This window comes from Pseudobutyrivibrio sp. LB2011, from assembly GCF_000701765.1.
GTDB classification, from domain to species: domain Bacteria; phylum Bacillota; class Clostridia; order Lachnospirales; family Lachnospiraceae; genus Pseudobutyrivibrio; species Pseudobutyrivibrio ruminis.
Genome location: NZ_KL370823.1, coordinates 46,048 through 61,594, shown reverse-complemented (window position 1 = coordinate 61,594; position 15,547 = coordinate 46,048). Strand labels below are relative to the sequence as shown.

Genomic DNA, 15,547 nt, shown 5'->3' with positions numbered 1-15,547 from the left:
AATACAATATTAGATTTTTGGAGGCGGTACTATGACACCAACAAATGGTTATGATGCATACGCAAAAAACAGAATACTTACAGCTAGCCCTGCTGAGTTAACATTGATGCTATATGAAGGAGCAATCAAGTTTTGTAACATAGCAATCGTAGCTTGCGAGAATCACGATATTGAGAAAGCACACATCAATATCAGAAAGACAGATAGAATTATCGAAGAGTTTGAATTGACTCTCGATGAGAAATATCCTGTGGCAAAGGATTTCCATGCAGTGTATACTTATCTTAGGAGCTGCTTGAGACATGCCATGATCACCAAGGACCCAGCACAGCTCGAGGAAGTGCTTAAGCACCTTCGAACAATGCGAGATACTTGGAAGGATGTAATGAAGCTCACCGCCAACGGCAAAAAGCTTGACGGTACTTCAACAAATATAGCAGGTTAAAGGATGGCCCCTCGCTCGAGGGGCTGTCTTTATGTGGAGGGTAAGCTATACACTTGCGCTCGTGGAAATCTAGGAGGGAACCATGGATAACAGAGATTACGTAATAATGCTTAGAGAGTCGCTGGAAAAGAAGGCAGATATTCTTAGAGTTCTTCTTATTAGAAACAAGGAACAGGAAGCCATTCTTAAGGATCCTAATTCCACTCCAGACGATTTAGAGAAAAACATGAACATGAAGGCTGAGCTCATCGATAGAATCGTAATGCTTGACGATGGCTTCCAGCAGCTGTTCAACAGAGTGAAGGCAATCTTGGACGAGGACCGCGCTTCTTATGCAGATGAAATCAAGCTCATGCAGGAGCTCATCAAAAAGGTCACAGACCTTACAGCAGATGTGGAGGCTACAGAATATCGCAACAAAGAGTATGCCAAAACTCGCTTCGCCAATGTAAAAAAAGAAGCCCGCGAAATTAAAAGATCCGGCGATGTTGTTTCATCATACTACAAGCACATGATGAGCCCACAAACCACCGCCGACCCAGCTTTTTTGGATAAGAAAAAATAAGGGTGCGGGAGCTTTTGTCCGATGGGCTTCTGAGACTTATGTGGATACTAAGACCTTGCAGCAGTGCAAGGTCTTTTTTTAGTTCTGTCAGCAAGAAGTCTCAGATTTTTGTGTTAGGATTCTCTGTTAGCCTGTGAAAGCTGATTAAAGTGAGGACTGAAGTTTCTTTTGGGAAGTGAGCGTGTTAAATGAACCTAAGTAGAGAAGATAAATAGTCCCAGATACCTGGTTAAGATTATTCTGTCACCCTGTGCAAGCTAATTAAAGTGAAGACTGTAGCTCATCCTGGAGAGGAAGCATAGAAAAGGAAGTTAGGTTGAGAAAAGAATAGGCAGAGATTATTGTGCTGGGACTATTCTGTCATCCTGGTGAGGAAATAGTTAAGTGAAAAAATAAATTCTCTAGGCTTCACTTAAAAACTGAGGGAGCTGTTAAGTTTATATGAGAAAAAATGAAATAAACTTAAAATAGATTAAAATATTTGAATTAAAGTTAAGTTTATTTTATAAGTATGTGTTTTCACTTAACAAAGTGTGATGTGAGATTCAGTTTATTTCTAATTCTGTAGAATAAACTTAACTTGCTCTCAAATCAAAGCAAAAAAGTTAAGTGGAATTATATAGAACATAAATAAACTTAACAGCAAGTTGTACTTTTAAGTGGAGATTATATAGATTTGAAATTCACTTAACTTTTTACTAATTTCTATATAAGTGAAAATGAGGAATCATTAAATTCACTTAACTCAGGCACTTTTTATCAGAGTGAGCCATCTGTTAGAGACAATGTGTATACCATGTTCTGTAAAAAGTTAAGTGAATTTACAAGAATATAGTGAATCACCTACTAATATATAGAAATGAATAAGCTCTATATCTGGCTAGTACTGATGGATAGTCCTGTAAAGCAGGATTATTGCTGACAATTTCATTGTTTTGTCTTGAAAATAGGCATAGATACTTGGTTAAGACTATTCTGACACCTGTGAAAGCTGAATAAAGTGAGGACTGAAGTTTCTTTAGGGAAGTGAGCTTGTTAAATGAACCTATGTAGAGAAGATAAATAGGCATAGATGTCTGGTTAAGATTACTCTGTTATCCTGGTAAGGGAAAATAGTTAAGTGCATTTCACAGTAATGCCTATAAAGCTTACTTTTTTCCGAAAAAGTTGAGTGTATTCATGAGGAATAGTAAAAACACTTATAGGAATTTACATACTATAAAAAGAAGTTGAGTGGTTTTCATGAGAAGCAGAAATAAGCTTTTCTTATACTATGGCATAGTTAAGTGTTTCCTACAGGGATTGATAAAGCACTCATATCTATATAAGTGTTTATCAACTGTAGCAGGATTCCACTTAACATTTCTCGGAGAAAGTAAGTTTTTTCGGGATATGGAATAATCCCGCTTAACTATTGGAACAAACAGGTAAGTGTTTTAAGGAGAAAATACAATATCACTCAACAATTCATCTAATTTGATTGGAAAAACAAGAAGTAGATTACAGCAAATATATAAGAATCCAGATAATCCAGTTTTAAATCTCAAATCTAAATACAAACAGCTATATTCCTGAAAACAAATTCCTGACACAGCATTTGAACTTCCCAAACACAATGAAAATTCCAATCTAAAAACACTCTGAATCCCTCTCAAATTCACCCTCAAATTCCCGCCAATTTACCCACAAATTATGAGAATATAATAGAATTTATAGCAAATTTTACAAAAATTATGTTATAAATTTTAACAAAAATAAAAGCCTCAAAAATCCAGTAAAATCAAGGGCTCAGCGACTTTTTCCTATTGCACAAAAAATAAGAAAATTGGAACAAAATTAAAATTTTTTGCTTAAAGGGGTAAAGTTTTTTTGCCCCAGAACGATAAATAAGGTGTAAGGAACAATTGAACACAAAAACTTTACCTTACAAATCGAATTCGAATCTTTTTAAAAATCAAATTTAATAACCAGGCCAGACACGGATGTTGGGCTATCACAAAAAACGGATTTAAATGCTAAAAGGATTTAGCAGAATCTCATGGAGGAATTTATTATGGTAGTACAACACAACATGCAGGCAGCTAATGCTTCAAGAACATTGAACATTACAACTGATTCTCAGTCAAAGAGTACAGAGAAGCTTTCATCTGGATATAAAATCAACAGAGCAGCAGATGATGCAGCTGGACTTTCAATTTCTGAGAAAATGAGAAAACAGATTCGTGGTTTGACCCAGGCTTCTACAAACGCATCTGACGGTGTTTCATCAGTACAGACAGCTGAAGGTGCCCTCACAGAAGTTCACGACATGCTCCAGAGAATGAACGAGTTAGCAGTACAGGCAGCTAACGGAACAAACTCAGAGTCAGATCGTGATGATATCCAAAACGAAATTGATCAGCTTTCACAGGAAATCGATAGAATCGCATCTACAACAAAGTTCAACGAGACTTTCTTATTAAAGGGCGATATCGGATTAAAGAGAATGTATATCTCAGCCCATGATGCTGGTCTTGATGGAACACTTATCCAGAATACAACAAAGGCTACATTTACAATGGAATCTCTTGAAGCAGGTGAGAGATATCGTATTGGTGGTGTTCAGTATACAATCGGTGCAGAAGATAACTTAGAAGTTGTTAAGGCACTTAAGTTTACATCAGATATGTATACAGATAATGGAGACGGCACAGTAACATGGAAGATTGCAGCTGGCGATACAATCTCTATAGATGGAAAGACATATACAATTAACTCGGATGATGTCGGAACAGATGTAGCAAATGCAAAGGTAACAAACGGATACCTTGATAAGCTCATTACTAAGGGTTCTACAATTAAGTATAACGGTAATGAAGTAACAAGATTCTCTGATAGCTACAATGAAAGCACAGGTATTGATGATGCTAATGTAACATTAGTTAAGGCAACAGCAGCATATAGCATGGTAGCAACAGAGCTTAAGGCCGCTTCTTCAGTTGGTGCAACAGATGGTTCGGCACAGCTTGTAGATATGGATAAAAGTGATAAAAACGGAACAGGTTCTATTTGGGAAGTAAGAACTATTAGTAAGACAATTGCTGGCGAGACAGATCCTGTAAAGACAACATCTATTAGCTTCACACTTACAAAGGGACATGTAAATGTTCAGAACGCACTTACACTTAACCTTCATGTTGGTGCTGACGCAGCCATGACAAACAAGATCAACGTTACTATCGAGGCTATGAACTCTAAGTCAATCGGTATCAACGGTATCAACGTATCAGATGCAACTGGTAAGGCAGCTACATACGCAATCGACGCTATCGCAGATGCAATCCAGAGAGTATCAGCACAGCGTGCAGAACTTGGTGCTATCCAGAACAGATTAGAGCACTCAATCAAGAACCTCGACAACGTAGTTGAGAACACAGAAGCAGCAGAATCTCGTATCCGTGATACAGATATGGCTGACACAATGGTTGAGTACAGCAAGAACAACATCCTCCAGCAGGCAGGTCAGTCAATGCTTGCTCAGGCTAACCAGGCTACACAGGGTGTTATGAATCTTCTTCAGTAACCTAAGGTTTGAAAAACCATAAATAAAATGTCCCCACCTCTTTCACAGGGGTGGGGATGATTTTAAAAAGAAAATTGAATAGTAACTTTAAAATCGACTGCAACTCCTTCGAAAGAGGGATTTATAGAATAGAGGTAAGGCGTATGGCATATTTCACAAGAAACAAGATGTTAACAATGGTATTAGAGCTTTACACAGCAAACCATAGATTTGCACAGGGAAGTACAGGCGATGACGCAGCAGATTTACAGGTGCTCATCGGATGTCAGCAAAAAGCCTTAGTATTGGGAGAGTACCTGGAATCCATGGGAATGGATTACTCGGACATCGTTGAAAAGTTTGAAAAGTACTGCAATATGATATACGATATAAGTGAGAACTTAAGAGATACAGCATTGATCATGGATCACAAAGCCAGAATCGACATGGTTCTCAGCGATATCTTAAGTGAAATCGAAAACAGAATAATCGAAATTAGAAGTATCGATGTATATGACTTCAGAGGCTTGGTTGAAGCACCTGGCGAAAAGCTCATCGTTAGCAAGGAAATCAATCGCTTGATTGATAGCTGCCTCGGCAAGGTGGAGGGCCTCGTGGAAGGAGAGGAAATGTACAGACCACTTGTAATTGGAACATATTAATATAAATACAGTAAGGCTCGTCAGATGACGAGCCTTTTAGTGATTAAAGGGTGGGAACAATATGAACAACAAACCTAAAACTAAATTGCTTACAATTTCACTTCTTTGCTGCGGCAGACCGGAGACAACCGAGCGTTGCCTCCAGTCCTTGATGCCAATCAGAGAGGCAATCGATTCTGAAATTCAGGTTGTAGATACAGGCTGCAGCCCAGAGACCAGAGCGGTTATTGAAAAATATGCAGATGAAGTTTTTGAATTTGAATGGTGCAACGATTTTGCCAAGGCCAGAAACTTCCAGTTGGATCAGGCCAACGGCAAGATGTTTTTGTATATAGACGATGATGAGTGGTTCCTTGACTGCAAATATATCATCGAATTTTTCCAGCAGCCAGACTGCACAACCTACAATATCGGCGGCTATTTCCAGCACAATTATCTTGATTTTGACGGCAAGGAATACCAGGATATTGAGGTTTGCCGTATGTGCTCTGTTACTCCAGAGACCCATTTCGTAGGCAAGATTCATGAGTACATCGAGCCTTCTTATGGCAGGGCAATGTTCATGGATGCCAAGGCTGCCCACTTCGGATATGTGTACGCCACAGAGGAGGAAAACATCAAGCATTCCATGCGAAATGTGCCTCTCCTTAGGGAGATGATGGAGGAGGACCCAGACAATCTTCGCTGGCCATATCAGCTTGCCCAGGAGCTGAAAGCTATCAAACAGTTTGATGAAATGTACGATGTTTGCAAGGCTGCAGCTGAAAAATCCCTGATTAAAAATGATAGTGACGATATGCGCTATCGCGGAAGCTTTATTTGCGGTATGGCAATCGCCCTTCATCAGACTGATAAGAATAAAAAGTTGGAGGAGCTTTACGAAACACAAGCAAAGAATCCAACAATCATGGAGCTCCCACTTGCCTGCCTGGCATTTTATGTTTCCACTGCATATTTTAACGAGCAGAAAAATGATGAGTGCCTGGCAGCCTGCAATTATTATTTGAAGATATGTGACAAGCTTGCCAACAACAAGGCCGAGATGTTTATCCAGGGCGGCCTGTTTTCAGCGGACACTTTCGATACCACAAAGGTCAATATGGTTTACTGTTTCATCATGACCATCGGCATGGAAAACGACGACTTTGGCCCACTGGTTCATTATTACAGACGCATCGCCTGGGATTCCCCAATCGTTCGTCTGAACCGTGGATTTATTGTTATGCTTCTTAAGAAGTGTTCGGAATTAGGCTATAAAAAAGAACTTCGCGATGTATTGAACAAGTTCTTTACATCCTCAGGCTTCCGTGACATGATTGAGTTCCACATTGATAAGGTGACGCCAGATCTTAGTGAGCAGGAGCTTGAAAACATAGCAGCCGCATTTAAGACAACTGACGGCGAAAAGGAAATTCGCCTATATATCGACATCCGCTTGCTGGAAAAACAATTTGCAGGCATCGAATATTGGGATAGCTATGATGAGCTTATTGAAGCTCTTGCAAACTACGGCAACATGACTTTGACATGGCAGCAGATGCATGACAGCTGGCTCCTTGATGAGGATGATGACAAGCCATTGAATCACTCTACAAAGCTTGGCCAGGGCTTGCAGCAGTTTATTGCAGAGGCAGATGTGGATGTGACTGCTAGCCTGAAGATTCTCAAGAATCTCTTCGGATTTAGGCCAGCCATGACTGGGGCTCTTGGCGAGCTGTCCCGCCTATACACAATGCGAATTAAGATTCGCGACGCTAAGCGCAATGACCCAGATAAATTCAACGAAATGTATAAGCTAGAGGAAACCATCCTGGCTCAAATCGCCGAGCTTGATGCAGCAGGCCGCAGCGACGAAGCCGTAGCTACCTATAAACAGCTGGTGGGTATCCTACAGGGCTCATACGGGGTCGATACGCTACATATTTAGATGAGCTAGTAGACAACAAGCTCTACTATTTCTCAAGTGAGATATGTTATCGAACGGAGAAATCAGTAGGCTTGTAGGCGTAACTAGCGGACTAGAGGTATGAGAACAACATGAAGATTTTGATGTACAGATGGAAGGCGTACAATTACAAAGACATTAAACACACATTTGAAGAATTGGGTTATGAAGTTGAGGAGGTTTACCAGGACCTCCTCAACTATGATGTAGATGAAGAGTTCGCAGAAAAGCTCCGTGGCCTTATCCAGGCGGGCAATTATGATTTTTTCTTTACGGTAAATTATTTTCCTCTGATTTCAAATGTGTGCCAGGAGCAGGGCCTCCGCTACGTTTGCTGGAGCTGCGATAACCCGCTGATTTCTATGTATCACAAGTCAGTTTTCAATGATGTGAATCGCATTTTTTTGTTTGATCTTACAAATGTAGAGGAATTCCGTGGCATGGGAGTGGAGTATGTTTATCATCTTCCCCTGGCGGTGGATTGCAACAGACTTGATTACCTGTTCGGCAACTCAACAGATTTGGAGGCCTACAAAAACGAAATCAGCTTCGTAGGCTCTCTTTACGAAAAGAATTCCTACGACAAAATGGAATACACTTTGCCAGAGTATCTCCGTGGATATTTCGAGGCAACTATGGAAGCCCAGCGTGATTTGATGGGCGTGAATATCATCGACAGGATGCTTACACCAGAGATTCTCATGGAACTTGAAAACTATTTTGAACTGGAGAAATCGGAAGACTCACTTTCAGACCTAAACTTAATCTTTTCAGTAACAACTTTGGGCTTCAAGATAGCTCAAAAGCAGCGCAGACGAATCCTAATCGACCTGTCAAAGCATCATGATGTGAGCATCTACACCAATTCCTTCACCAGGGATTTGCTCCGGGTAAATTACAAGGGAAGCGTTGATTATTGGAGCGAAATGCCAAAGGTATTTAACCAGTCCAAAATCAACCTAAACATGACCATTCCAAATATCAAAAGTGGAGTTCCACTTCGTGTATACGATATTTTAGGAGCAGGTGGATTTTGCCTGACAAACTTCCAGGCGGAGCTGCCAATGTTCTTTGAAAATGAAAAGCATCTGGTCTGGTACTATAACAATGAGGATTTATACGACAAAGTAGACTTCTATCTAAAGCATGATAGCGAGAGAGAACGTATTGCAGCAGCTGGCCAGGAGTACGTCAGGGAAGCCTGCACCTACGAAGCCAGAATCAAGGAAATGCTAGAACAAATATAGACTAAGAGCACATCGATAAGATGTGCTTTTTTACACTCAATTTTTGTAAAAACGTATTTTCACAAAAAATTTATAATTATTACACACAATTTGATTATACACATTATAAAATCAATATAGAAATTTTTCTTTATTTTAAGGACTGACTAAGGAGGTTTCTATGAGTAAGGTGCAAAAAAAGTCTAATAAAAATCTAGCTGGTGGCATTAAACCAAAGGATAGCATTAAAACGAAACTAATTCTTTTGATGGCTGCTTTGGTGGCTGTGCCATTATTAATTTCTATTATTATCAGCTACAACAGCTCTACCTCGAAAGCAGAGGCAGATGCGCTGGAACTTTTAAATTCTAATGCACGAGTTGTTGAGGCAAAATTTGCTGAAATTGTTGAGAAAAATACATCCATGTTGGAGGCAATTGCAACTTCTCCTAGTGCGATAGTTTTTGTTGAATCCTATGGCACAGAAGGACAGGCAGTTCCGGATTCTGCGATGTTGGCCCAGCTTGACGAGTTGAATGCTTACATGAACGATGGTAACGACAATATCATCATCAGTAAAGTCTCGGGTGATCAGCTTGTACGAACAGATAGAGCAGAACTTACAAATATATCAGACAGAGATTACTTTGTTCAGGCCGTTACCACCGGAGAACCAGCTATATCGGATGTTGTTGTCAGCAAGAGTGTTGGAAATAGAATAACAATCATTTGCGTACCAATTTACAACGAAGCCCACACTCAGGTGATTGGTACAGTTCAGCGAAGCTTTGACTTAAATGTGCTTCATGAATTCCTTGCTGAAAATGTTAGTGACGGTTACATTGCCGATACACAAGGTATGATGGTTGCTCATGCTCAGTTCGAAATTAGCCCTGAGGATGAATATGATTTAAGCTCTTTCGGTTTCGTAGAATCAACAGATACTAGTGGACTGATGACATCGAAATTTGATGGTAAAGTTACATATATGTCATGGGTTCAGGAGCCTGTCAGCGGATACTACGTTGCAGTTTCAAAAACCAGAGATGAAATTATGGCGTCAGCAATAAGATCGGCACTTATTACAGTACTGATTGGAACAATAATGCTGATTCTTGGTATAGTTATTTCCCTCGTAGTTGCAACAAGCTTCACAAAACCAATCATGGCAGTAACTGATACCATCACAAAGCTTGCCGATGGTCGATTCAAGAAGATTGACGGATATGCAAAACGTAAAGACGAATTCGGTGAAATTGTTCGAAGCACCAATTCCGTTATCGAAAAATTGGGAAGCATAGTTGCCGCTATTAAGCAATCGGCTTCTACAGTTACAGTTTCTTCTGAGGATTTGGCAGACATGGCAAACCAGATTGCAGCCACAACAGATACAGTTGCAAATGCAGTCCAGGAAATCGCTACAGGTGCTGTACAGCAGGCTGAAGAAATTCAAGAAGCGGCAGAAAATGTTGGAAAGATTACAGACGCAGTCGGTGGCGTACAGGCATCTACAGATAATGTTGAAAGCTTGGCAGGCAGAATGAAGGAGGCATCACAGACATCCAGCAAATCACTTGTCAGTCTTCAGGATTCTAGTAGCGATATGACAGCTAAAATCGAGGAGATTGCCAGAACAATTTCTGCTACCCAGAATGCTGTCGCAAATATTAACGAGCGAGTTGAAGGCATTTCCGGCATTGCCGCTCAGACAAACCTCCTTTCTTTGAATGCTTCTATCGAGGCAGCTCGTGCTGGTGAAGCAGGTAAGGGATTCGCAGTCGTTGCCGAGGAAATTAGAAAGCTTGCCGACGATTCTGATAGCATGGCTCAGGATATTCGTACAGAGATGGATGAGCTTTTGAAGCAGGCAGAAGCAGCCGTGGAGGCAGCAAATCTTGTTAAGCAAGGCAACCTTGAGCAGCAGGAGGCTATCGGAGGCACACTTGAATCTGTAAATGGAATGCTTGAAGATATTGATGGAACAGTTGATGGTATTAGAGATATCGCCGGTGGCGCATCTACATGCGTAACCTCCAACGACGTTGTATCAGATGCTATGTCATCACTTTCAGCAATCTCAGAAGAGAATGCAGCTTCATCTGAAACTACAGGCGCATCTGTACAGGAGCTTTCTGCTACAGTTGCAAGCCTTGCTAATTCAGCCGACGATTTGAAAGACATCGCAATCAAGCTGAACCAGGAGATGGAATTCTTCAAGGATGATGCAGAATAATGGATAATCAATAATGAAAAATCCCCTGTTACATTCACAAGCCTTAGTGTTTCTCAATTCGACAACACGTCTCATTTGAGAAGCCTAAGAGCTTGTGAATTACAGGGGATTTTTAATATCCTATAATCCGTAGTTCATCATCATACCTGAATAAGCGCTTGACGCGTATGGTGCGCTAAGGGTCTTACCAGGATTCTTGTACTCTACAATCGATTTATCTACGTAATTCATCGGATTGATAGAGGCCTTTGATGCAGCTTTTGAAATTGAATTCTTAAGGTTGTTAAGAGTTTCAAAAGCGCTTTCTTTGTTTTCGCTGTTTATCACATCGGATAAAACATCTTTGTCTAAGTACAGGTGATTCATAGAATCGCTCTGAATTCCTACTGCAGCAAGCTCGCTTGCATCGTTCTTTGCAATGGAAGATATCTCATTGAAAAGTGTACGATTCTGATGAGCTTCGTTGTACTTCAGTCCGATATCAAGCATTCCATTGTAGCTGTCTAACAGCTGCGAGATGCCATTTGAAAGAGCTTCAGTATCGTTCATAAGACCGATACTTACTTCGCCATTGGATGGTCTCTTTAAAATAAGCTCGTAGGTCTTGTTTACTGTGAAAGTGTTGGACAATGACTGATGCGAAACTCCATTCAGCTTGAAATCTGAGTTGGAAGGCTGCTGTGTAACATTGTCAATTCCCAGTATGTTCAGCTCTCTCCAAGAGATTGATGAGGAAATATTAAACAATGTGTTTTCATCATCAGCAACACCAGTAGACTTGGAAACAATCTGTATAGCCTTGCTTCCGTCTCTGTCATTTGAAAGTAACTTTGCACTCAAGCCTACATCTGAAGTATTAAGCAAACGCACAATCTTATTCTGAACGGTAAGATTGGTTTCGTTCTTATTTACATTGAACTGGAACTCATATGAGTGATTTCGAATATCCAAATCAAATGAGTACTGGCCTTCTTCAAAATCATGTGCATCTGAAAGAAGGAAATTGCCGGTGTTCACCTGAGGCTTTGCCAGTGCATCAACTTCGATTTTGAAATCCTCAGCGCCATCTGCACTATCGCCAACGTAAAGAACATCAACAGAATTTGGATCTGATGAAGATGCAATTCGCTTCTCTAAAACAGAAGAAATATCCTCGCCGGTAGATGTCAAATTTGATACTGAAAGAGTCATAGCATTGGCGTGCTCTTTAATATCAATTGCAAACTGACCGATGTCCTCAGAATCATTTATCTTGTACAGAGGAGCTTCTTTGTTCGCTTTAACTATTTTGTTGTAAGTGTCGCGTAGTTCGCTTTTCTTATGAGATTCGTAACGTGATCCTATGTTATTACCATAGGTCGTCATGAAATAATTATACGCAGCATCAATGCGTGCCATAAGACGCCCCTCCTTTCTTCCTTGAAAATTGAGTCATCGACAATCCTTTGTCTACGCCAGGGCAAAGATTTCGATATTTATAGTTACTATCATAATACCACAAGTCAAACTATTTGAAAACCCCATAGATTTAGAAATATTTTCAGATTATTCACAATATGTAGGTTGTGGCTAGCCTAGTACGCCTGTTACGTTCACAAACCTGATGAATTCTTCGCTTGACGACATGTCTCGCTTAAGAATTATCAGAGTTTGTGAACTACAGGCTTATAGAATAATCTCATAAGTAGCCTCAGAGCTTGATGCCTACAGACTCATAGGATAATTTAAACATTTAGAAACCAATCACATAATCAACACTTTTTAGTACCGTTAATTTTCACAATCCGGTGGTTAACTATAACTCGTAACGCGCTGAGGTTGGAGCGCAGATAAATATTGACCATTGGGGAAACCCGATGCAGATAACGGAGGACATAAAATGAGGAAAAGACTTACTGCATTAATGATGACTGCAGCACTTGCTTGTGGTTCATTGATAGCTTGCGGATCAGATTCCACAACAGCTTATGCCAGTGAAACTATCTACGGCGAGGTAACAGCAGTCAGTGATACGGGATTTACAATCACCGTAGGAACTTATGAAAACAACGAACTTACATTGGGTGAGGAAACAGCAGACATCACAGTAAATGATGACACAACTTACTCTATGGCAATGGGCGGAGGCGAAGCTCCATCAGGTGATGGCGAAGCTCCTACAAAGCCAGATGATGCGGCAACAGAAGAGTCTACAGATGAGACAACAGATGAGACAACAGAGGAAACAACAGAAGAAACTACAGACGAAGAGACAACAGAAGATACAGAAGATACAGAAGATTCTTCAGATGATACAGCAATGACAGAAGCTACTGTAGAAGCAGGCGCTGAGGCACCAGCAGATGGTGAGGCTCCTTCAGGAGACAAACCAGACGGTGAAGCTCCATCAGGAGACAAGCCAGAGGGCGAGGCTCCATCAGGTGATGGCGAAGCAGCAGATGGCGAAGCACCAGCAGACAGTGAGGCATCAGCCGACGGCGAAGCTCCATCAGGTGACGGAGAAGCACCAGCAGATATGGGCGATGCTCAGACAGAACTTACACTTTCTGATATCGAAGTAGGTACACAGGTTGCAGTTACATTCGATGCAGATGGAAATGTAGAATCAGTAGAAATTCTTGGTGGTACTCAGTCAGCCATGGGTCAGCCAGGTGGAAATATGACATCAGCTGCAGACATTACATACTCAGCATTATATGAGTACAATGCAGATGAGACTGTAGAGGGCGAGACAATCGCCTCTACAGGCACTGATGAAAATGCAATCCTTGTAACAGATGGTGAAGTTACAGTAAAGGATTCAACAATTACAAGAACTTCAGATGACAGCACAGGTGGCGACAATTCTAGTTTTTACGGAGTTGGCGCTACTCTTTTAACTACAGGTGGAACACTTACAGTTGACAATGTGACTATTGACTCAGATGCAGCAGGTGGTGCTGGCGTATACGCATATGGCGATGGTGTGGCTTATGTATCTAATTCAACAATCACAACACAGCAGGACACATCAGGCGGTATCCACGTTGCAGGCGGCGGTACACTTTACGCTAACGACAACACAATTGAAACAAACGGCGAATCTTCAGCTGCAATCCGTTCAGACAGAGGCGGCGGAACAATGGTAGTTGATGGTGGTACATACACATCAAACGGTACAGGCTCACCAGCAGTTTACTGTACAGCAGATATCACAATCTCAAATGCCACACTTACAGCAACAGGCGCTGAGGCCGTATGTATTGAAGGTCTCAACTCACTTACACTTACAGATTGCGATTTAACAGGTAACATCCCAACAAACGAGCAGAATGACTGTGATTGGAACATCATCCTTTACCAGTCAATGTCAGGTGATTCAGAAGTAGGTAACTCTACATTCTCTATGACAGGTGGTAGCATCACTGCAAAGAACGGTGGTATGTTCTACACAACAAATACAGAGTCAACATTCGTTCTTGAAAACGTTGATATCACATACGCTGATGAAAATGATTTCTTCCTTAAGGTTACAGGAAACACTAACCAGAGAGGTTGGGGAACAAGCGGAGATAACGGAGCACAGTGCTCATTCACAGCTATCAACCAGGAAATGGAAGGCGATATCATCTGGGATACAATCTCAACCCTTGATATGGAAATGACAGATGGTTCAGTTCTTACAGGTGCATTCATCGATGATGAGTCAGCTGCAGGCAACGGTGGCGACGGCTACGCAAACCTCACAATCGATTCTTCATCTAAGTGGATTGTTACAGGCGATTCAGTTCTTACATCACTTACAAACAACGGAACTATCGTTGATGAAGACGGCAACACAGTTTCAATCGTTGGTACAGACGGCACTGTATACGTAGAGGGCACAAGCTCATACACAATTACAGTATCTGAGTACGCAGACTAACATACCCTATAAGCACATTTGAATTCTCTTGTGCTTCGGCCAGCCTACGGGCTGGCCTTTTGCTATATATGAGGGGCTTTTCCTGATTTTATAGCAGAAATAGAGTGGGGTTGCTATAAGATGCTGGAAAAGCTTAGGATTATAGCAGTTTTATATTCTTGCTTGCTATTAGATTAGGAAAAAGGCTGAGATTATAGCAGGGATGAAAGTGGGATAGCTATAAGAATAAATAAAGTCTCAAAGTTATAGCAGAAATAGAATTCGAGTTGCTATAAGAATTGGAAAAAGCTTAAATCTTTAGCAGAAATAGAACTTGAGTTGCTATAAGAATTGGGAAAAACTTAAATCTATAGCAGAAAAAGAATCCGGGTTGTTATAAGAATTGGGAAGCGCTTAAATCTATAGCAGAAAAAGAATCCGGGGTGCTATAAGAATTGGAAAAAAACTTAAATCTATAGCAGAAATAGAATCCGAGTTGCTATAAGAACTGGGAAAAGCTTAAATCTATAGCAGAAATAGAATCCGGGCTGCTATAAGAATTGGAAAAAAACATAAATCTATAGCAGAAAAAGAATCCGAGTTGCTATATGATTTGGAAAAAATCTAATCTTATAGCAGAAAGCTGAGAAAATCTGCTATTAGATTAGAGAATTGCTCAAACTTATAGCAAATCCCAAAAAGAAAATGCTATAAGATTGCAGATTAGCCGAATCTTATAGCAAATGACTACATTTCGCGCACGATAGAAAAATATATAGTCCCACACAGCAATTTATGACTATATAAACAAGAAAAGCTGAAGAGATATAGCCCGAAAGAGTCAAGATGACTATATATACTAAAACTAATAAAAAGGTATAGTCAGATGCAGTCAGAACATAACAAAAATGACTATATTTCCCGCACAATAGATAAATATATAGTATCACAAAGCAATTTGTGACTATATAAACAAGAAAAGCTGAAGATATATAGTCAAAATCAACCTTCATAACTATATAAATCCAAAGAGTTTAAAAAGATATA

General features: G+C 40.4%; 9 protein-coding genes. 8 read left to right on the top strand and 1 reads right to left on the bottom strand.

Features of this window, described 5'->3' with window-relative positions:
• Positions 1-31: 31 nt before the first annotated feature.
• From fliS to T375_RS11965, 7 genes are all read left to right on the top strand, one after another.
• A complete protein-coding gene (gene fliS / locus T375_RS11995) occupies positions 32-445 on the top strand; it encodes a flagellar export chaperone FliS (protein WP_044938909.1) in 414 nt (137 codons plus the stop codon).
• Between the two features lie 82 nt (positions 446-527).
• On the top strand, positions 528-1,010 hold the full coding sequence (locus tag T375_RS11990; protein WP_049960431.1) for a hypothetical protein: 483 nt from the start codon (positions 528-530) through the stop codon (positions 1,008-1,010).
• Between the two features lie 2,053 nt (positions 1,011-3,063).
• Entirely contained in the window at positions 3,064-4,572 is a 1,509-nt protein-coding gene (locus tag T375_RS11985) for a flagellin N-terminal helical domain-containing protein (protein WP_044938907.1), read from the top strand.
• 143 nt (positions 4,573-4,715) lie between these two features.
• Entirely contained in the window at positions 4,716-5,213 is a 498-nt protein-coding gene (locus T375_RS11980; protein ID WP_044938905.1) for a hypothetical protein, read from the top strand.
• A 61-nt stretch (positions 5,214-5,274) separates the two neighbouring features.
• The gene (locus tag T375_RS11975) at positions 5,275-7,140 is read left to right on the top strand and encodes a glycosyltransferase (protein ID WP_044938903.1); all 1,866 of its coding nucleotides are present in this window, start codon (positions 5,275-5,277) and stop codon (positions 7,138-7,140) included.
• A gap of 110 nt (positions 7,141-7,250) precedes the next feature.
• Positions 7,251-8,405, top strand: a complete 1,155-nt coding sequence (locus tag T375_RS11970) for a CgeB family protein (RefSeq protein ID WP_044938901.1) — start codon at positions 7,251-7,253, stop codon at positions 8,403-8,405.
• A 160-nt stretch (positions 8,406-8,565) separates the two neighbouring features.
• Positions 8,566-10,617, top strand: a complete 2,052-nt coding sequence (locus T375_RS11965; protein WP_044938897.1) for a methyl-accepting chemotaxis protein — start codon at positions 8,566-8,568, stop codon at positions 10,615-10,617.
• Between the two features lie 120 nt (positions 10,618-10,737).
• Here the strand turns inward: T375_RS11965 and T375_RS11960 are convergent, their stop codons facing one another.
• Positions 10,738-12,015, bottom strand: a complete 1,278-nt coding sequence (locus tag T375_RS11960) for a hypothetical protein (protein ID WP_044938894.1) — start codon at positions 12,013-12,015, stop codon at positions 10,738-10,740.
• A gap of 481 nt (positions 12,016-12,496) precedes the next feature.
• On the opposite strand from T375_RS11960, the gene T375_RS13355 reads away from it, so the two are divergent.
• Entirely contained in the window at positions 12,497-14,521 is a 2,025-nt protein-coding gene (locus T375_RS13355; RefSeq protein WP_049960430.1) for a right-handed parallel beta-helix repeat-containing protein, read from the top strand.
• Positions 14,522-15,547 lie beyond the last annotated feature (1,026 nt).